The sequence below is a fragment of the Psychrobacter celer genome (assembly GCF_016107555.1).
GTDB lineage: Bacteria > Pseudomonadota > Gammaproteobacteria > Pseudomonadales > Moraxellaceae > Psychrobacter > Psychrobacter celer.
On record NZ_JABASU010000019.1, the window covers coordinates 42,346 to 60,501 of the forward strand.

An 18,156-nucleotide genomic window follows, 5' to 3' on the forward strand; every position below is an offset into this window, starting at 1 on the left:
TAAAATACTTCAGGCAGCTCAAGCAGCTCAAGCATTGGTATAACGGCTGGCATCAGGCATCCAGCGGTGTATTAATTGGCTGACGTCAGCTTTACGCGCGGGATCTGCTATTAGATGCTTGGCCAAGCGCTGCGCAATAGCAAATAACTGCTCATCGCGAATCAAATCAGCCAAATAATAGCCGACATTGCCTGTTTGTCGTTTGCCCAGCAGCTCGCCTGGTCCGCGCAGCTCAAGGTCTTTTTGGGCAATGACAAAACCATCAGTGCTATCTCGCAGCACATTTAGCCGCTCAGTGCCCGTCTCTGACAAAGGCTTTTGATAAAGTAGAACGCAGAAACTCTTGGTTGAGCCACGTCCAACGCGGCCGCGCAACTGATGCAGCTGCGATAGCCCCAGACGTTCGGCATTTTCGATGACCATCAGCGAGGCATTGGGCACATCGACGCCGACTTCGATGACAGTGGTGGCAATCAATAAATCAAGATTGCCTGCTTTAAACTCCTGCATGATGGCTTGCTTATCAGCAGCTTTCATTTTGCCATGCACCAGCCCGATACGAATATCTAAGCGTGCACTTAAATCCTCAAACGTCGCTTCTGCCGCTTGCGCATCAAGCACGCTCGACTCCTCTACCAACGAGCATACCCAATACGCCTGCCTCCCTGCAGCACAGTTCACCGCAATACGCTCTATCACTTCATCACGGCGATTACGGTCAATCGTCACGGTGGTGATGGGCGTACGTCCCGGTGGCAGCTCATCGATAATAGAGGTATCCATATCACCATAGACACTCATCGCCAGCGTACGCGGAATAGGAGTCGCGGTCATGATCAGCTGATGCGGCGTACTGCCTGCCACGCCTTTATTAGTGAGCGCCATGCGCTGCTCGACGCCGAAACGATGCTGCTCATCGATAATGACCAAGCCCAATTTGGCAAATTGCACTTGCTCCTGAAACAGCGCATGAGTACCGACCACCACTTGTACAGTGTTTTCACTTACTGCCTCTAGCGCTTCGCGGCGCTGCTTGGCGGTTTGCTTGCCAGCCAGCCAGCCCACACCGATGCCTAATGGCTCAAACCACTGTTTAAAATTTAACAGATGCTGCTCTGCTAAAATCTCGGTCGGTGCCATGACGGCCACCTGCCAGCCACTATCGAGCGCATAGCCCGCCGCGCCTGCAGCAACCAATGTCTTGCCAGCGCCCACATCGCCCTGCACCAGTCTGAGCATAGGGATCGACGTTGCCATATCTGTGATAATGTCTGTGAGCACGCGCCGCTGCGCACCGGTCAAATCAAACGGCAACGCGGCAAACAGCTTGTCAGCCAAAGGACTGTGAGCGGCACATTTGGGCGCTTTGTACTGATGTAACTGCTGGCGACGATATAGCAAGCTTAACTGATGGGCGGTCAGCTCCTCAATGATAAGGCGCTGACACGCTGCGTGGCTACGAGCGCTGAGCTGAGTCAGCAACTGATATTGCTGTCTGGCATCGGTATAAGTGGGCGGGGTATGCAGCAGGACCAATGCTTCAAATATCGTCAAGTTATAGACATTATTATTGGCCGTACTAGCAGCGTTACTGGACTCATCGGCACCATGAGCTAGAGTATGATCTGGCACACGCCGCGCAAGCGTTGAAAATATATCGTCTGGATAGTCTATCTCTGCGGTCACTGCTGGTTTTGGCGCAAAAGGCACCAATGGCAAATCTACCACCACCGCAAAATCCGCTGGCGTAAATAGCGTCATCGGCAGACCTTGGCTGCGCACCGTCTGGAGTGCCAGCTTAATCAAGGTGCGCAATTTGTTTTGATGCAGGCCTTTGACAGTAGGATAAATGGGTTGCAGGCCGGTATTGGTGATGGCAGTACTATCAGTTAGCACCTGATATTCAGGATGGTGCATCTGCTTGCCATAGCGGCTGACTTTGACTTCACCAAACAGTTGCAGCCGCGTACCTACACTCATGGTCTGAGCAAGACCACGATAGACCTTAAAAAATCGCAGAGAAATCGTGCCCGTATCGTCATCGACAATGACGGTCATGCCATTTCGTTTGGTATCGACATGCACCACACGTCCCGTAATCAACGCTGCTTGCCCGTGCTCCACATCAGCGATGGCCACCAAGCGGCTACGATCTTCATAATCACGCGGCAGGTGGAGCAGCAGATCAAATATCCGCTTGATATTCAACTGCGCCAACTGCGCAGCGACCTTTGTCCCAACACCCGCCAGCGCTGTCACTGGCATATCTAATGGCGAGACTGCGCCTGCTGGCCGTGCAGGTGCGGTAAAATGACTGAGGGACTGATTGGCGGATGTGGTCATCGAAGATCCTAACAATTTTTTATTTCCATCGACAAAAGCAAGTATTATCATCACACTATAAATCAGTGGCTGATTTTATTATAACTGACAACACCATCGATTATGCCAAGCGATTTGATAACACGGTATCTAGCAGTCGACCCCCCTAACAATGACATAGCGTTCCTGATATAAACTTTACTTGCGTACTGCGTGCCTTCGATTCAGTCGCGTGCTTAAACAGAGAACCACTTTATTTTGAACGGACTAGGGCGTGTCGTGCGCACGTGCTGCAAAGATGCCTAATACGATAAAAGCACCACAATTGATACATTGCAGTGCTTTTTATTCATTTATCTATAGTTAATACACTATAAAAATGACTATATAAATAATGTGATGCCATGACTTAACGAGCAGTCATATCATCATCGCCGGCTACGAGGCTACTTGACGCGTGCGCGGTATTTTACTGCCACGGTGTCATTGAGACCGACACCCTGCAAATCCCAGCGTACGGCTTTGTAATGCTTGAGATCGACATCGACCAGCTGATTGTCTACGCGAGTACGCAGCGGCATGCGAGCAAAGGTGTTACCATCGACGCTGCCGTATGGAAAATCAGGTGCTACTGTACGCAACAGCTCGACCTGCTCAGGTATGGTCATGGTCACGGTCATCTTACGCACGCGGTCAGCGTTGGTATTGGTAAAGTACCCTTGATACTCCAGCACGTTGCCTGACTGCAGGCGGGTGTTGGCATTGACTGGTACCAGCACTTCTTCGCCATTGGCATCGACACTGACCAAAGAGGCGGTGATTTTACTAGTAACTGCTTGGGCGCTTGAGTTACCGGCGTTGCTAGTACTCGTTTGTACCGCAGCTGAAGCGTCTACCGTCTGCTCTGGCGTTGGCAACATGGCAGAGGCTTGCGTGACGACCATTGCGCCGATAAGCGTACCAGCAACAACGTGAAATAAGCGATGTCCGCTCCATGCGCTAAATGGACTGGCAAAGTGGTTGGTTTTTTTCATGGTGTTCATTATCCCTCGTTGATATATCGATAAAACGCCGCGCTACCGCTTCACTATCGGTATGACGCTCGCTCATCTATTGATGCGCGCGTGGCTCTCCGTCATTGGGCAGTATATATTCAGTTCAAAACAAAACTGTCATAAGTTCCAAAGCACTACTGGGATGAATTTTTCGCAGCCTCTGTGTATACAGCACGCAAGGAAAATTTATACCAGTAGCGCTATAACATTTTTCAATTGAATCTACTATAGTTGCATGCCAAAGGCGGCATTTATTTTTCTTGATTATCTTCGTTCGCGATCTGTAAAGCAATAGCATTTAGCATAGCAAAAACCCTATGGGTGTACATACGCCCCGTGTTGCGGTTGTGTATATAGTGCATCAGCTCTGAAAATGATAAACACCACTGAAATAAAAGATGGCTCATAACGGCGTTTTTTGCTATGGTAATTCTTTAGCGATCGGCTTGTTTGCCGCGCCTTTTTTATTCTAACCACAACTGCCCCTATTATGACTACTAGCGCCATGCCACAGATCAATCCTGAATATGTTCATTGGTTTCGTAACTCAGCCCCTTACATCAATACGCATCGCGGCAAAACGTTCGTGATTATGTTTGGTGGTGAAGCGGTCAACCATCCAAATTTTAGCACTCTAATCCATGACTTTGCCTTACTCCATAGCTTAGGTATCAAGCTGGTGCTGGTGCATGGATCTAGGCCACAAATCGAAAAAAACTTAAAAGACGCTGCCATCACCTCGCCCCTGCATCAAGATATTCGTGTCACACCGCGAGAAGCGATGCCTGCCATCTTACAGGCAGTCGGTGCCATCCGCCTACAGATCGAAGCGCAACTATCGATGGGCTTGGCTAACTCGCCCATGTACGGCTCTCGTATCGATGCGATTTCTGGCAACTTTGTCACAGCGCGGCCTTATGGCGTCCGTGATGGCGTCGACTACCAAATGACAGGCGAAGTACGCTCGATCGACGTCGAAGCCATCAAAAACAATCTGCTCCACGACCATATCGTGATATTGGGCTCGATGGGCTACTCAGCGACAGGCGAAGTGTTTAATTTGCTCGCCGAAGATGTGGCGCTTAGCACCGCAGTGAGCTTGGGTGCCGATAAGCTTATTTTCTTAGGAGAAGAAGCCGGCATCAATGACAATGATCGCTTGCTACGCGAGATGATTCCAAACGAAGTCGATCGCTTCTTACGCGACCGTGACCTAAACTGTGAGATCAATTATTTCTTACACTGTGCCAGTGTGGCTTGCCGTCAAGGTGTCCATCGCACGCACATCATCTCATACGCCAAAAACGGCGCACTCCTCGAAGAGCTGTTCACCCGTGATGGCTCTGGCACCCTAATCAGCCACGACCCTTATGAAGAAATCCGCCACGCCAACATCGATGACGTGGTCGGCCTGCTCGAGCTTTTGACGCCACTTGAAGAGCAAGGCATCTTGGTGGCTCGCTCGCGTGAGCGCCTCGAGCAAGAAATCGACAACTACAGCGTCATCGAGCGTGATGGCATGATTTTAGGCTGCGCCGCTTTATACCCACTCGATGACGACTCAGCAGAGGTCGCTTGCGTCGCCGTCCATGCCGAATACCGTAACGGCAGCCGCGGCAATGATTTGCTGGCGTTTATCGAGCAGCAAGCACGTAGCCATGGCCTACACAAGCTCTTTGTCTTGACGACTCGCACCGCCCATTGGTTTGTCGAGCACGGTTTTGCCGAAGTCGATGCCAGCGCTCTGCCCGCTGCGCGCCGCGAAAAGTACAACAACGGTCGTAACTCTAAGGTCTTTCAAAAAACCTTATAATTAATCTAGGCAGGCTTTAGTCAACTGCCGCGCCAAACCAAAAAAGCCCTCATTTATAAATGAGGGCTTTTTTATCAATACTAAAAAGCGATAGGACAATTTTTTATAGCGAGCTGACTATACTTTATCAATGTCGCTTTACAAATGGCACTTTATAAGTAATGCCTTATAAATGACACCTGCTAGAGACAATCTCGCACAGGTATCAGCCTATCAATGCCAAACATAACACTAAAAGCAATGAGTGCCCCTAATGCGTTACTTTACGTTTAATAGCTCAACCGTAAAGATAAGCGTGCTGTTTGGCTCGATACCCGCGTTACCCGCTTCACCATACGCGATGTCTGATGGGATATAAAACTCGTATTTGCCGCCCTCTTTCATCAGCTGCAGACCTTCTGTCCAGCCCGCGATGACTTGGTTGAGCGGGAACTCAATTGGCTCGCCGCGCTCGTATGAGCTATCAAATACTGTACCGTCGATCAGCTTACCTTCGTAATTGACTTCGACCACATCGGTGGCTTTTGGTGATTTGCCTGTACCTGCTTTGATGACCTTGTACTGCAGACCAGAAGAGGTTTCTTTTACACCTTCTTTCTTAGCGTTTTCTGCTAAAAAGGCTTCGCCTGCCGCTTTGTTTTCTGTGGCTTTGGCTTCCATGTCTTTAACAAACTTTTCTTCTTGCTCTTTTTGATAATCCATCAAGACTTGTTGCATCTGCTCTTGGGTCAGTGCTGAGTCGTTGCCTTCATAGCCATCGCGAAAGCCTTGCTCAAAAGTATCAAGATTTAGATCACCGACCGCTTCTTTATTACCTTCGGCCATCATATAACCCAAGCTATAGCCTACTTTTTCGTTCGCCGAGCTTTGCTCAGTGATTGAGATGCTTTGCGCCGCGGTTTCTTGATTGCCGTTATTGGTGCTACAGCCTGTAACTAACAACATAGCGCTAGCAAATGCACCAACGCTTAAGGTAGTGATTTTTTTCATAAAGTACTCTCAAATTGTAAGAATAGTGGCAAGATGTCACATGTTCCTATGATAGCAAATCTTGGTTTTAGGAGCCATGTTTGGCAAAAAATTATCGGGCGAATGTACAGTCTGTGTTAATATTTCCTGTCACGATAACAAGTTATCACACAAATACAGTAACACGTTAAGCTTTCTATCTTTAAATCCCCTAATACATCAGCTAAGCTGAATGAGTTGAGGTGATAAGTAACCGAGTGTAACTCTTTAGCATGGATGATACGACATTGGTAGTACAGCAGTTGGTACAAGGTAAGCCGATGTTTTTTCAATGAATTTCTACACTTAAAAATTATAATATCGCCGTATAACTGACTTAAAAAAACTATTTATCATAACCATCTATGTTGGTTTCGCTCGCTGATAGCAGTATCTAGCCTATCGTTTGGCGGCTTTTATATGATGATTAAAGGAGGATAAGATGAATCCAATGTATGCGTCTTTTAACGGTTATCTGGGTGGGCCTATTGGTTCCATCATTGGGGCTATTTTGATATTTATTATTGGTTGGCTTGTCGCACTGGGTATCGCGGCTTTGGTTCGCAATGTATTGTCTAAGGTGAATCTCAACCAACGCATGAATTCTTCAACCGGCAAAACCTACGATTTAGAAGGCATCATCTCTAAAATCGTATTTTGGTTTATCTTTATCATCGCCATTTCTGGAGCGTTGAACCAATTGAATCTGAACTCCATTTCGACGCCGTTTGCCAATATGGTCAATCAAGTGCTGGCCTTTATCCCTAATCTGATCGGCGCTATCGCTGTTGGGGTGATCGGTTGGGTCATCGCCACTGTGGCACGTACCGCTATCAATGCCGCCCTTGCTAAAACCTCGATGGATGAGCGCCTAAGCGCACAAGCAGGCGTAAAACCCATGAGCAGCACGATAGCCGATATGGTTTATTGGTTCATCTTATTGGTGGTATTGACCATGGTACTCGGTCAATTAGAGCTTGATGGTTTGTTTGCGCCATTGACCAACATGGTTGATAAAATCTTTAGCTTTATCCCTAACATTATCATTGCTGGCGTGGTGTTTGTCGTCGGCTACATCATTGCAAAAGTGGTGCGCGGTATCGTCACCAATCTTGTGTCTACCTTTAATATACAAGAGCTGGCCTCAAAAGCTGGCTTAAGCGAAAAAAACAGCCTGCCGAATATTGCAGGGTCTTTGGCGTTCTTAGTGGTGATTATCCCGACGATTATCGCGGCCTTAAACGCTTTAAAAATCGAAGTAATTGCGCGCCCAGCGACCAATATGCTAAACAAAATCATGGAAGCGTTGCCAAACATCTTTATGGCAGCAGCTATCTTAGTGGTGACGTTTTATGTGGTGCGTATGGTTGCCAATATCATCAAAGGTTTGATTGAAAACACAGAGATCAATCAGATACCTGCCAAGGTTGGCCTACAAGAAACGATGGGTGATAAGAAAATCTCTGATCTTGTCGGCTATGCCATTGTCTTTTTTGCCATGCTGTTTGCCGCTATCGCTGCCGCAGATTTATTAGGCTTTGAGCCAATCTCAGCCATCATTGCGATGTTTATCGCCTTTGGTGCCAATATTATTTTGGGCGCGATTATTCTGTTCATCGGCTTTTGGCTTGCCAACATCATCGCTGGTGTGGTGGAGCGCTCTGAGCAAGGCTCACAGTTCTTAGCAAACATCGTGCGCGTCTTGATCATGGGTCTCGTACTTGCTATGGGTCTAAAAGCGATGGGCATTGCTGACTCTATCGTTAACCTAGCCTTTGGTCTGACACTAGGCGCAGTTGCCGTGGCCTTTGCTCTCTCGTTCGGTCTTGGTGGTCAAGAAGCTGCTGCTCGCTTCTTACGTAAGATGCAGGACAAAATGGACAAGGAGCAAGAGGAAGCCAAAGCCAAGTCTACGCTACAGCCGAGCGCATCAACTCGTGAGAAGTTTGCTGACTCTGTCCGCGAAAACACCCCATCAGCAGCAACGAAGAGCACTGATACTCACACTGATGTCGTCGATACCACTCGCGTCGATACCGATGCTATCGACACCGCTGATATCGATAACGATGTTACCGATGGTAGTATCACTGATGCAGATATCGACAATAACAACTTGCTACCAGGTAGCGGTCTAAACGACGATATCAATAATAAATAATTTGCTCTCGAAGTATGTATTTTTGAGATAAATTCATCGGCTTTATGCTCGCTCAAACCAAAAAAGACAGCTTAGGCTGTCTTTTTTTGTGGGCATAAATGTGTGTTTTATACCTATCAGTCGCTATCAATAGTGCTATTTATTACTTTTACGAGCAGGAATGGTGAGGTTCAAGCAAACTTGCGGCAGGGCTTCTGCTGGACGGTCGTTATCCGCAGAAGTGCCTGCCACTGGCGCTTTTTGCTGTTGCAGCTGTTGTAACTGCTTGGTGAGTTGGCGCTCACGCTGGGTCATGGTCGCAACGGGTTGGATCCACAAATCAATATCGATAAAGGTTTCTTGCCCTTCATTGATAAATTCCACCCCCAAGATAATGACATGATGCAGCGCTGCTATCGGTAAGCGCGTGGCCACATCTTGAGCAATTTTTGCCAAGTTTGGCTGAATGGCTTGTTTGCTATGCTGCCCTTCCTGATTTTGGCCATAAAATATCAGCACATAATGCCGACCCAGACTCTCATACGAGTGCTGATGTACCACGTAACCGGCGCTTTTTAGGTTGTCTGGTTGTTTTGGATATCGGTATAAAGTGCGTACCAGCTCATGACGTGAAAACAATGACTCGTCGAGTAGCTGCTGCTGCCAATATAAAAAATCAACCTCTGAGGACATTTGGGCACTATTTTTCAGACGCCCATCACGGCACATCGCCATCATCTGGCCGCTTAGCTGTGACCATAGTGTGGCAGCTTGTGCCATGTGCTGCTGATACATCTGCGCTGTCGCACTTTGATTTTTGTGCGCCAGTGTCATGGCGATCAACGCCGCATTGGGCGCATCTTGCACGCCCACTTTTATAAGAGCATTATCAATGGTGATGGCATGAGTAAATACAGACGGGCTGTACAAAAACTGAGTGACCAAATCTGCCACCCTCTCAAAATGTGCGTGCTGATCGCTAAGGGACTGCTGAAGCTGCTGTAAATGATGGCGCAAAAACCGCCATAGCTCACAAGGCGTCTGTAGCGTTGATGACAACCTCTGCCAGTCAGCGTGACTAAAGATTTGTAGCGGCCGCGGCTCACCACTCATATCGATGACCAAATCTTCCATAAAATAAGCAGTATCAAAATAATGCGTCAGGCGATTTGCTAGGCGCTGTTTCGGTGAGAGTGTCGGTATATCAGCGCTCATCTCTGTCTCATCAAAAAAGACGATATCAAAGATCAATACATCGCGGCGGCTTTTCTTGTCATGATTTTGATTATTGCTTTGATCATCGCTTTGCCCGTTATCGCTTCGATCATGCTTATATTGATTGTCATTGCTATCCGCGACGCAAGAAGTCTTATACCATGCCAGCACCGCCTTTAGCGTCGCCGTTCGCGCCGACTTAATAGTCTTCGCCCTACTATGCCTTGGTAGATACAGTGTCAGATCCAGCCGTTGCAACCGCCCAAGCGGCAGCTGATAGCAGGATTGCCGCGCGTCATAGTAGGCGTTATATTGACGCGTCACTGCTTGCATATCGCCAACGCTTACGCCTGCCGCTGCGCCCTGCAGGTAGCAAGCCAGATCCTCGGTTAGGTCAGTAAAATCAGCCACCGTTTCAACCTTTTATGATTATGGCGTGCCCAACACGCCCTAAATATTATGAAAAATTAAACAACATAAGCGTCATGAGACACAGTCGCTTTCACCGCAATGAGTTGTTATGATGATATCAGCACAGCAGCGCTTATGCGCATCTTTCTATAGTTTAGGGATTTGACGAGATGAGCCAGACGCGACTCGATACAGCTGATGGTCTTTTACCCTCTCAGCATCTGTCACATCTGACACCTCAAGGATACTCGGCTCACATCGCCCATGATTGTCATATAATAACAAGGATTGAATACCATGAAACGCTTTAAAGAAAAAACCGTCATCGTCACAGGCGCAGGCTCAGGTATTGGCCGGGCGACTGCTATTCGTTTTGCCCAAGAAGGTGCCAATGTCGTCTTGGTCGGTCGTACCGCTGAAACCTTAGAAGAGACTGCAAAAGAGTTTCCACAAGACCGTACGTGGATTCATACCGATAACTATCTGACCATCACTTGTGATATCAGCATACAAAGCCAAGTACAAGAAATGATCAAACGCGCCGTCGATAAGTTTGAACAGATTGATATCTTGGTCAATAACGCTGGCAAAGCCATGCAAGGGAAAATCACTGACTTGTCAGCCGAAGACTGGCGAGCTGCCATCGATGTCAATCTAAATGGTACGTTTTATGTCTCGCAAGCCGCCATGCCGCATCTGATTGCGACCAAGGGCAACATCGTCAATGTCTCCTCGCTCTCAGGGGTCGGCGGCGACTGGAACATGGCCGCTTATAACGCTGCCAAAGCCGGAGTGACCAACCTCACCCGCACGCTAGCCTTAGACCATGGGCCAGATGGCGTGCGGGTCAATGCGGTCAATCCCAGCGTTACCAAAACTGACATGAGCAGCGCCATTCAAAACAACGACAATAAAACCGATAAATTTTTGGCACGCTGTCCACTCGGCCGCTTAGCGACACCAAACGATATTGCCGCCGCCATTACTTTTTTGGCCAGTCACGACGCGGCGATGATCACGGGGGTCAACTTACCCGTCGATGGCGGCGTCAGTGCCTCAAACGGCCAGCCGCAGTTTTGATCCAGCCAGCCATCAAACACCATCAGACCTCATAATTACTGTTACCTCGCTCGCTAATAGCCAGCGCTTCTTGTCTTTCTCATAAAAAACAGCCCTTGATATCATCAGATATCAGGGGCTGGTTATATATAAAACCTCAAAGCCTGTGCGGCGTATCAGAACCCATAGCGCTTAATCTGTCGCGCGATTGATGTCTTGCAGAGGCTGCGACAAGCGCTCAGGATGTCTGGGCACTACCCCTTTATACTGCGCATAAATTTTTGGCAAATCAGCATCGATATCGCCTCTCGGATAAATGGGCGACATAAAACGTATCTCTTTGGTTTTATAATCCATCGCCACTGGCAATATAGGCACGCCCGCACCCATTGCCAAGTAATAAAATCCCAACTTCCAGCCTTTGGTGTACTGGCGCGTGCCCTCTGGTGCCAAACCCAAAAACAGCGGCTGACCGGTTTTAAACTTATCGATACTCGCTTGTAGTACCGAGCCTTTGTTGCCCCGATCAATCGGAATCACGCCTATCCAATTTAACAACTGGGCAAAGACAGGTGCTTTAAACAAAGTATGTTTGCCCAAAATACTGATCTTAAGATCCAGCGCAAATAGGCTTGGAATGGCATAAATACCATCGACATTTGAAGTATGAGGCAGTGCCAATACCACCGCTTGTGCGATATTGGGCACCTCGCCGACTGTACGCCAGCCAGCTGCTTTGAGTAAGGCAGAAGCAAGGACAGGCGCAAACTTATTGCCCCGTCTTGGTACCAAATCACCCAGATCTTTTTTGCTAAGTTTTGGTAATGCTTTGACTCGTGCAGACTCAGAGCGGCCCGATTTAGCACGATTAAATAACATTGATGTCATGACGGCACCATATAATTAAAGATAGCCATATCATAACATTAAGCTTATCGGGCGAAATTATCTTTTATACTTTTATTGCATAGGCGCTCGGCAGACACTGGCGCATGGGCGAGCGAGCGATGACATACATCAAGGTATGTCTGCTAAATTACCTTTATTCTCTAACCACGACTTGCGATCGGCAGCGCGTTTTTTGGCCAGTAGCATATCCATCACGCCATTGGTCAGTATCATGTCATCCATATCCAGCTGCACCAGACGCCGCGTATCGCAGTTCATGGTGGTCTCACGTAACTGCTCAGCGCTCATCTCACCGAGACCCTTAAAACGAGTAATTTGCGCTTTTTTATTCCCCGGTACGCCCGCTAAAATATGCTCAAGCTCGCCCTCATCTAGCGCATAATGTACCTCTTTACCAATGTCAACTCGATACAGCGGCGGCATCGCGACAAACAGGTGACCAGCATCAACTAAGGCTGGAAAGTGTTTGACAAACAGCGCACAGATAAGCGTGGCAATATGTAGGCCATCAGAGTCGGCATCGGCGAGGATACATATCTTGTCATAACGCAGCTCAGAGAGATCATCTGAAGCAGGGTCAACACCGATAGCGATGGCGATATCGTGAATCTCTTGACTTGATAACACGGTATCGGATGACACTTCCCATGTATTTAGAATCTTACCACGCAGCGGCAATATCGCTTGATAATGTCGATCGCGTGCTTGCTTGGCACTGCCGCCCGCAGAGTCGCCTTCAACCAAAAACAGCTCTGCCCCATCACGCAGATCGCCGCGACAATCGGCAAGCTTACCTGGTAGCGCAGGCCCTTGGGAGATTTTTTTACGGGCGACCTTTTTGGCAGACTTGAGCCGTCGACCAGCTTTATTAATAGCCAGCTCGGCGATTTGAGTGCCTATATCAGCATGCTGATTGAGCCATAGGCTAAAGGCATCTTTTGCGAGGGTCTGCACCGCACCGGCAGCTTCACGGCTCGAGAGACGCTCTTTGGTTTGACCAGAAAACTGCGGCTCAGAAAACTTGAGCGATAGGATATAGTTGACCCCATCCCACACATCTTCTGCCGTCAGCTTCACATTGCGAGGCAGTAGATTATGAATATCGCAAAACTCGCGCAGCGCCTCTAAGATACCAGTACGTAGGCCATTGACATGCGTGCCGCCTTGCGCGGTTGGAATCAAATTGACATAGCTTTCTTGAATCGGCGTACCACCCTCAGGCAGCCACGATAAAGCAAAGGTAATACCCGCGCGCTCGCCATCTTTTGCCTCATGATTATAATAAAATGGCTCAGGTGGCAGGGTCTCAAGTCCATCTAGCTGCTCACTGAGGTACTCAACCACCCCGTCGGTAAACTGCCAAACGACTTTTTCGTCATTGATATCATCGACAAACTCAATCGTCAGACCAGCGGCCAATACCGCCTTGGCTTTTAGGTTATGTTTGAGCTGTTTGATATTGAATTTCGGCGTATCAAAAAAACTGCCATCGGCCCAAAACTGCACCCGAGTACCACGTTTGCGTTTGTTGGAGCTGACAGACTTAGTCAACGGCGTCACCGCTGCGCCATTTTCAAACGCCATCGCAAACTGCGTACTATCGCGCCATACCGTCACCTCAACGCGTGTTGATAGTGCATTGACCACAGAGATACCGACACCGTGCAACCCGCCCGACACCTCATAATTGGAGGTCGAAAATTTACCGCCTGCATGTAGACGCGTCAAAATCAGCTCAATACCTGACTGACCAAACTCAGGATGGATATCGGTTGGCATACCGCGGCCATCATCTTCGACCGATAGCGAGCCGTCGCTATGCAGCTGTACTTTGATGGTCTTGGCATACCCTGCCAGCGCTTCATCGACGGAGTTATCGATGACTTCTTGGGCCAAATGGTTGGGACGGGTGGTATCGGTGTACATCCCAGGACGACGGCGTACCGGCTCCAGCCCTTCTAAAACTTCTAACGATTGCGCATTATATTGACTCACAAATGCATCCTTAACTGTTTATATACGATAAATTCTATACAGCCATTATAACGAAAAATAACGGCATTAAGGTCAATACTCAGTCGCTCACGTCAGATAATGTCGTCTCTTTAAACCAAGCGACCTTTAACCAGTTGCTGTATGACCTCGATTACTTTGGGCAATTGTGTTTTAAAATCACTAAAGCGATGATCGCCGCCTTTTTGCATATTGACCGTCGCTCCTTGCTCCCTATAGAAGTTGGCAGAAAGACTGCTATTAAGTAATTCATCACCCTCTTTGATTAGCGCGACTACTTTTTTAGGATAGTTAAGGCTCGATAGCTGATGGCACGCAAACCACCTTAAATCAGCATTTGTGATGCGCCAACCACCCAAAGTGGTGTATAGCACCTCAGACGCCTCGTCGTTCGCACTCTCATCCTTCGCACTCTCATCCTCAGTCTCAGTGCTATGCTTAAATCGCTGCAGTGTCTGATGCGGCTGTATACTAGGGTTTAATAAAAGCGCCGGACAGCCGGTATGGTTACTGAGCAACGTAGCAAAATACCCGCCTAATGAGCTACCGACCAAGACCGTATTTTGATCGTGAGAATTTTTGCTCGCCACACTATCGATTAACGACAGCATCTGGTCAAACACTTGATCTGGCGTCTTATTTAGATCGGGGCGTAACACCTTGATATCGGGATCATACTGGCGGCAATACTCCTCTAATAGCGAGCCTTTTATAGAATTGGCATCACTGTCTAAGCCATGGATATAAATAATATTCACGTATCATCTCACTTATTGGTTTTGTTAAGATGGTTTTATCTCGATAATAAAAATCCAGCATAGCACTGCCGCAAGCAAAACAATAACACTAAAACGGCACACTATTATTCAGTATTTGCGCCATAATAACAGTATCGACTATACGACGATATAAGTAAAAGGACTAACGACAATAGCAATGGAGCTGCCATGAGTCAGCAGTTTGAACTGTTCGAGATTGCCAATCCCTGTATTGGTGTCTGTCAAAGCAATAAAAAAGGCTATTGCTTTGGCTGTCTGCGTAGTCGTACAGAGCGTCAGCTATGGCATGATATGACAACAGAACAGCACCGTGAAGTATTACGACTGGTCAATGGGCGCAGACAGCGTATCGAGCAGATGCGCCAGCGCAAAAACGAGCAGCTAGGATTTGATTTTAATGAAGCGGCTGAGACAGGAGAGTTGTTTTAATTAGCTCAAAACAATTAAGTAATTTTTTACAATAGTTTTGATAATTATAGAAAAACTACATAGTAGCTATTGAAATATATATCTATATCCTCAAATATATACGAGTAGCCGTTAAAAATGTAGGAGAGCACAATGGATAACAGCCCAACAAATAGCGTAAAAGACACCGTTACCCAATCGCGTCAAATCGAGCAGCTTTTTGCTGGGGTCGATACCCAAGACGGCGCTGGTGTTAAACTCACTCGCGTACTGACGCAGCAGCTGCAACAGCGCCTTGATCCGTATTTAATGCTAGATAACTTTAAAAGTGACAATCCAGACGACTATGTCGCAGGGTTCCCCAATCACCCGCATCGCGGCTTTGAAACCATTACTTATATGATTACGGGGCGTATGCGTCATCGTGATAGCGCGGGTAACGAAGGGTTATTACAAAACGGCGGCGTGCAGTGGATGACAGCGGCGAGCGGTGTTATTCATTCAGAGCTACCGGAACAAGAAGACGGCGCGATGGAAGGCTTCCAGCTGTGGCTTAATCTACCTGCCAAAGATAAAATGAATGACCCTTGGTATAAAGACTTTCAAAGTGAGGACTTGCCTAAATATACAACTGAAGATGGCGTAGACGTTACGGTAATCGCAGGTAGATCGCATGGCGTAGAAGGTGCAGTCACCCGCGACATTACTGAGCCGACGTATTTGGATATTCATCTACCCGCAGGAACGAGCTTTAGCCAAGCCATTCCAGCCGATCACAATGCGTTTGCCTTTGTGTATCGTGGTACGGTAGATATCGAAGGCGAAACCGTACCGACTAAGAACATGGCTATCTTAAAAAATGATAAAGATGCCGATGGTGTTACAATCACAGCCGATAGTGAAGAAGACACCAAAGTGATCTTAATCACGGGTCGCCCACTACGCGAGCCGATTGTACAATACGGTCCGTTTGTCATGAACAGTCAGCAAGAAATTATGCAAGCGGTCACTGATTTCCAAAGTGGTAAATTTGGTGAAGGGGCTTAGTAGTTAGGCTAGTTTATTAGATACTTTACTGGATGTTAAAGCCCATATTAGTTTCCTAATATGGGCTTTTTTATGGGAGAATTTTTATAGCTTATGTGCACCTTTTAAAGCCCAAACTACTACATGCTTCTTTCTAACTGAGGCTGACGACCCAATTCAAAGTTAGGACATATAAAGAAAACAAATTTTAATCTAGCTTCAGTTTCTAGTACTTTGTCTATATCTTTTCTAAGCTTTTGATTATTAGTGGGGGTTACCGATGCAAACACCTCAGCAGCTAGTTCACCACATTCAGATTCAATATCAGATCCTGGCGCAGTTCCAAGGTTAAGACGAAATGGAGCTAGCTCAGAATATTCAGTAAATAGAACTTCCAACGCATAAAAAGAAGCTAAATAAGTAAAAGATTGGGAGTTTCCCAAACTTTGTGTAACTGCTTATAATTTTATCTCGAAAAATTTTTTTGCACTACTTGTTCAGCAGAAGGATCTTTGTAGAGCATAATTTTTATACACATTAAATATCTTGGATCTTTTACGGTATATGTATTAGCCTTACCATTTTTTGCAATTAAAGGACTACATCCACTAGACAAATCTGAAAGTATCGAACCTATGCCCATATTAGTAGCAGGAACTGTAGTTGGAAACTCTTTACGAATAAGTGTGTCAATGTCAGATGATTCGAATTGATGGACATTAATCTTAGCAAGGCAATAGATTACCTGATTTCTCCTAGCAACTGTAGTAGTCCTACTATTTAAATGGCTTTCTACGGCCTGATAACACTGCCTTAAACCTTGCATAAGCCATTGATGATCAGCACAATCAAGAAGAGAAACATCATAATACCAAGCATTGTCTTCAATTTCATATGCTAGTGCTTCACAGTACTCATGAACACGTTGAGCAATACCTAAAGACACATTATGAACATGACTTGAAATATGAGTCATATTGCTTTCAGTAACATCTATTTGAAGCTGATTAAAACCTTTTCTAACTATTTCCCTTACTTGTGCAGAATCAAGGCTATCTACTTTCTGTATTTCTGTTATTCTATTTGCTACAGACTCCACATTTTTAGTTTGACTAAAATACTTTAGAACTCCGTTGGGAATTCCTACAATCAAAAAATTTATATTGCACGCAGAATATCGAGTATCATCTAACAAAATTACAATATCAGCTAATTCATTCATCAAAGTAGAAGACGCAAAAATAGACTCTAAGTTATCAAGAACAATTATTTTTTTACTTGTTTTTACTTGAATCAGATTCATTAAAGATTTTAAATGCTTTTAGTAAAGGCTCATCATCTTCTATTTCATAATTTGAAGTGTGTTTTAAACCACCTTTTGCAACATAAGCATTAACTTCTGCTGCTTTTTCTTCACTATAGCCAAGCTTGTTTATAGTTCCAGGGCTAACAATAGCTTTACATATTTCTTTGGTAATTGATCCATTCCGTGATGCATTCGCACAGTTCGCAATAACGTAGTTAAAGTTTTCTACTTCAAGAACTTTTTTATAAAGCCAAGATTTTCCATTTCCACTTTCACCAAATATCAAAGTATGAGAGTCTCTCTTTAAGGCTCTAGACAAACTTTTTTCATGTACAGGCCTTTCAACATACATCTCAGCATTTACATCACTTTTTCTAGGAGTAAAAACCTCATTTACTGCTTTTCTGTTATACATTGGCGTCCTTTCAAAATATTGATTCTTGTTAGCAATTAAAAACATATTCTATTTAGAATGTTAGACTAATATTAGAAATCAACAATATAGCAATAATTACTATAAAGTGCACTGCTTAAAACTTATAAACAATATAATTAATGAAAAGTGCTAAATGTTTATTCAAACACCCACAAAAAAAAGCCCCCTTAACTTAATTGTTAAGGGGGCTTTAGGAATAGAGAGCTGACGATGACCTACTCTCACATGGCCGGAGCCACACTACCATTGGCGCAAC

Annotated in this window: 15 protein-coding genes; 5 read left to right on the top strand and 10 right to left on the bottom strand. The window is 46.2% G+C overall.

The genetic code is table 11. The features are described 5' to 3' along the window. Positions 1–27 precede the first annotated feature (27 nt). Together recG and JFC05_RS09365 are read right to left on the bottom strand one after the other, a co-directional pair. Positions 28–2,343: an ATP-dependent DNA helicase RecG gene (gene recG / locus JFC05_RS09360; protein WP_227697508.1), complete on the bottom strand. Its 2,316-nt coding sequence runs from the start codon at positions 2,341–2,343 to the stop codon at positions 28–30. Between the two features lie 425 nt (positions 2,344–2,768). Beyond that, a complete protein-coding gene (locus JFC05_RS09365) occupies positions 2,769–3,365 on the bottom strand; it encodes a hypothetical protein (RefSeq protein WP_226941241.1) in 597 nt (198 codons plus the stop codon). Positions 3,366–3,867: 502 nt separating this feature from the next. On the opposite strand from JFC05_RS09365, the gene argA reads away from it, so the two are divergent. Beyond that, positions 3,868–5,190: an amino-acid N-acetyltransferase gene (gene argA, locus JFC05_RS09370; RefSeq protein WP_075102463.1), complete on the top strand. Its 1,323-nt coding sequence runs from the start codon at positions 3,868–3,870 to the stop codon at positions 5,188–5,190. A gap of 258 nt (positions 5,191–5,448) precedes the next feature. On the opposite strand, the gene JFC05_RS09375 is transcribed toward argA, so the two are convergent. Next, positions 5,449–6,180 (bottom strand): BamJ family beta-barrel-assembly machinery protein, encoded by a 732-nt coding sequence (locus JFC05_RS09375; protein ID WP_198336702.1) that lies wholly within the window; start codon positions 6,178–6,180, stop codon positions 5,449–5,451. Positions 6,181–6,640: 460 nt separating this feature from the next. On the opposite strand from JFC05_RS09375, the gene JFC05_RS09380 reads away from it, so the two are divergent. Then, positions 6,641–8,359: a mechanosensitive ion channel gene (locus tag JFC05_RS09380; RefSeq protein ID WP_198336703.1), complete on the top strand. Its 1,719-nt coding sequence runs from the start codon at positions 6,641–6,643 to the stop codon at positions 8,357–8,359. Between the two features lie 135 nt (positions 8,360–8,494). Here the strand turns inward: JFC05_RS09380 and JFC05_RS09385 are convergent, their stop codons facing one another. Then, a complete protein-coding gene (locus JFC05_RS09385; RefSeq protein WP_198336704.1) occupies positions 8,495–9,964 on the bottom strand; it encodes a hypothetical protein in 1,470 nt (489 codons plus the stop codon). Positions 9,965–10,261: 297 nt separating this feature from the next. On the opposite strand from JFC05_RS09385, the gene budC reads away from it, so the two are divergent. Beyond that, positions 10,262–11,044 carry a meso-2,3-butanediol dehydrogenase gene (budC, locus tag JFC05_RS09390; protein ID WP_075102459.1) on the top strand — a complete coding sequence of 261 codons (783 nt, stop codon included), beginning with the start codon at positions 10,262–10,264 and terminating at the stop codon, positions 11,042–11,044. A 171-nt stretch (positions 11,045–11,215) separates the two neighbouring features. Here budC and JFC05_RS09395 read toward each other — a convergent pair whose 3' ends face one another. The 3 genes from JFC05_RS09395 to JFC05_RS09405 all read right to left on the bottom strand — a co-directional run bounded on the left by JFC05_RS09395 (position 11,216) and on the right by JFC05_RS09405 (position 14,703). Further along, a complete protein-coding gene (locus tag JFC05_RS09395; protein ID WP_198336705.1) occupies positions 11,216–11,911 on the bottom strand; it encodes a lysophospholipid acyltransferase family protein in 696 nt (231 codons plus the stop codon). Between the two features lie 129 nt (positions 11,912–12,040). Further along, positions 12,041–13,927 (bottom strand): DNA topoisomerase IV subunit B, encoded by a 1,887-nt coding sequence (gene parE / locus JFC05_RS09400; protein ID WP_198336706.1) that lies wholly within the window; start codon positions 13,925–13,927, stop codon positions 12,041–12,043. 110 nt (positions 13,928–14,037) lie between these two features. After that, on the bottom strand, positions 14,038–14,703 hold the full coding sequence (locus JFC05_RS09405; RefSeq protein WP_198336707.1) for a YqiA/YcfP family alpha/beta fold hydrolase: 666 nt from the start codon (positions 14,701–14,703) through the stop codon (positions 14,038–14,040). A gap of 189 nt (positions 14,704–14,892) precedes the next feature. Between JFC05_RS09405 and JFC05_RS09410 the strand changes: the two genes are divergently transcribed. Both JFC05_RS09410 and JFC05_RS09415 read left to right on the top strand, forming a co-directional pair. After that, entirely contained in the window at positions 14,893–15,153 is a 261-nt protein-coding gene (locus JFC05_RS09410) for a DUF1289 domain-containing protein (RefSeq protein WP_198336708.1), read from the top strand. A gap of 132 nt (positions 15,154–15,285) precedes the next feature. Next, complete coding sequence (locus tag JFC05_RS09415; protein WP_198336709.1) at positions 15,286–16,179, top strand: pirin family protein; 894 nt, start codon at positions 15,286–15,288, stop codon at positions 16,177–16,179. Between the two features lie 119 nt (positions 16,180–16,298). Here the strand turns inward: JFC05_RS09415 and JFC05_RS09420 are convergent, their stop codons facing one another. Genes JFC05_RS09420 through JFC05_RS09430 form a run of 3 tightly spaced genes read right to left on the bottom strand, consistent with a single transcriptional unit; the run spans position 16,299 to position 17,879 of the window. Then, complete coding sequence (locus JFC05_RS09420; protein WP_198336710.1) at positions 16,299–16,601, bottom strand: hypothetical protein; 303 nt, start codon at positions 16,599–16,601, stop codon at positions 16,299–16,301. A 23-nt stretch (positions 16,602–16,624) separates the two neighbouring features. Beyond that, positions 16,625–17,461, bottom strand: a complete 837-nt coding sequence (locus JFC05_RS09425; protein WP_198336711.1) for a hypothetical protein — start codon at positions 17,459–17,461, stop codon at positions 16,625–16,627. Then, positions 17,433–17,879, bottom strand: a complete 447-nt coding sequence (locus JFC05_RS09430; protein ID WP_198336712.1) for a P-loop NTPase family protein — start codon at positions 17,877–17,879, stop codon at positions 17,433–17,435. Before JFC05_RS09430 ends, JFC05_RS09425 begins: the two co-directional genes overlap by 29 nt. Positions 17,880–18,156: the final 277 nt, after the last annotated feature.

Excerpts from the sequence above, each read along its gene's own strand:
- JFC05_RS09415 (WP_198336709.1), top strand. The coding sequence starts at position 15,286 with ATGGATAACAGCCCAACAAATAGCGTAAAAGACACCGTTACCCAATCG.
- budC (WP_075102459.1), top strand. The coding sequence starts at position 10,262 with ATGAAACGCTTTAAAGAAAAAACCGTCATCGTCACAGGCGCAGGCTCA.
- JFC05_RS09425 (WP_198336711.1), bottom strand. The coding sequence starts at position 17,461 with ATGAATCTGATTCAAGTAAAAACAAGTAAAAAAATAATTGTTCTTGAT.
- JFC05_RS09410 (WP_198336708.1), top strand. The coding sequence starts at position 14,893 with ATGAGTCAGCAGTTTGAACTGTTCGAGATTGCCAATCCCTGTATTGGT.
- JFC05_RS09375 (WP_198336702.1), bottom strand. The coding sequence starts at position 6,180 with ATGAAAAAAATCACTACCTTAAGCGTTGGTGCATTTGCTAGCGCTATG.
- JFC05_RS09365 (WP_226941241.1), bottom strand. The coding sequence starts at position 3,365 with ATGAACACCATGAAAAAAACCAACCACTTTGCCAGTCCATTTAGCGCA.
- JFC05_RS09395 (WP_198336705.1), bottom strand. The coding sequence starts at position 11,911 with ATGACATCAATGTTATTTAATCGTGCTAAATCGGGCCGCTCTGAGTCT.
- recG (WP_227697508.1), bottom strand. The coding sequence starts at position 2,343 with ATGACCACATCCGCCAATCAGTCCCTCAGTCATTTTACCGCACCTGCA.
- argA (WP_075102463.1), top strand. The coding sequence starts at position 3,868 with ATGACTACTAGCGCCATGCCACAGATCAATCCTGAATATGTTCATTGG.
- JFC05_RS09430 (WP_198336712.1), bottom strand. The coding sequence starts at position 17,879 with ATGTATAACAGAAAAGCAGTAAATGAGGTTTTTACTCCTAGAAAAAGT.
- JFC05_RS09380 (WP_198336703.1), top strand. The coding sequence starts at position 6,641 with ATGAATCCAATGTATGCGTCTTTTAACGGTTATCTGGGTGGGCCTATT.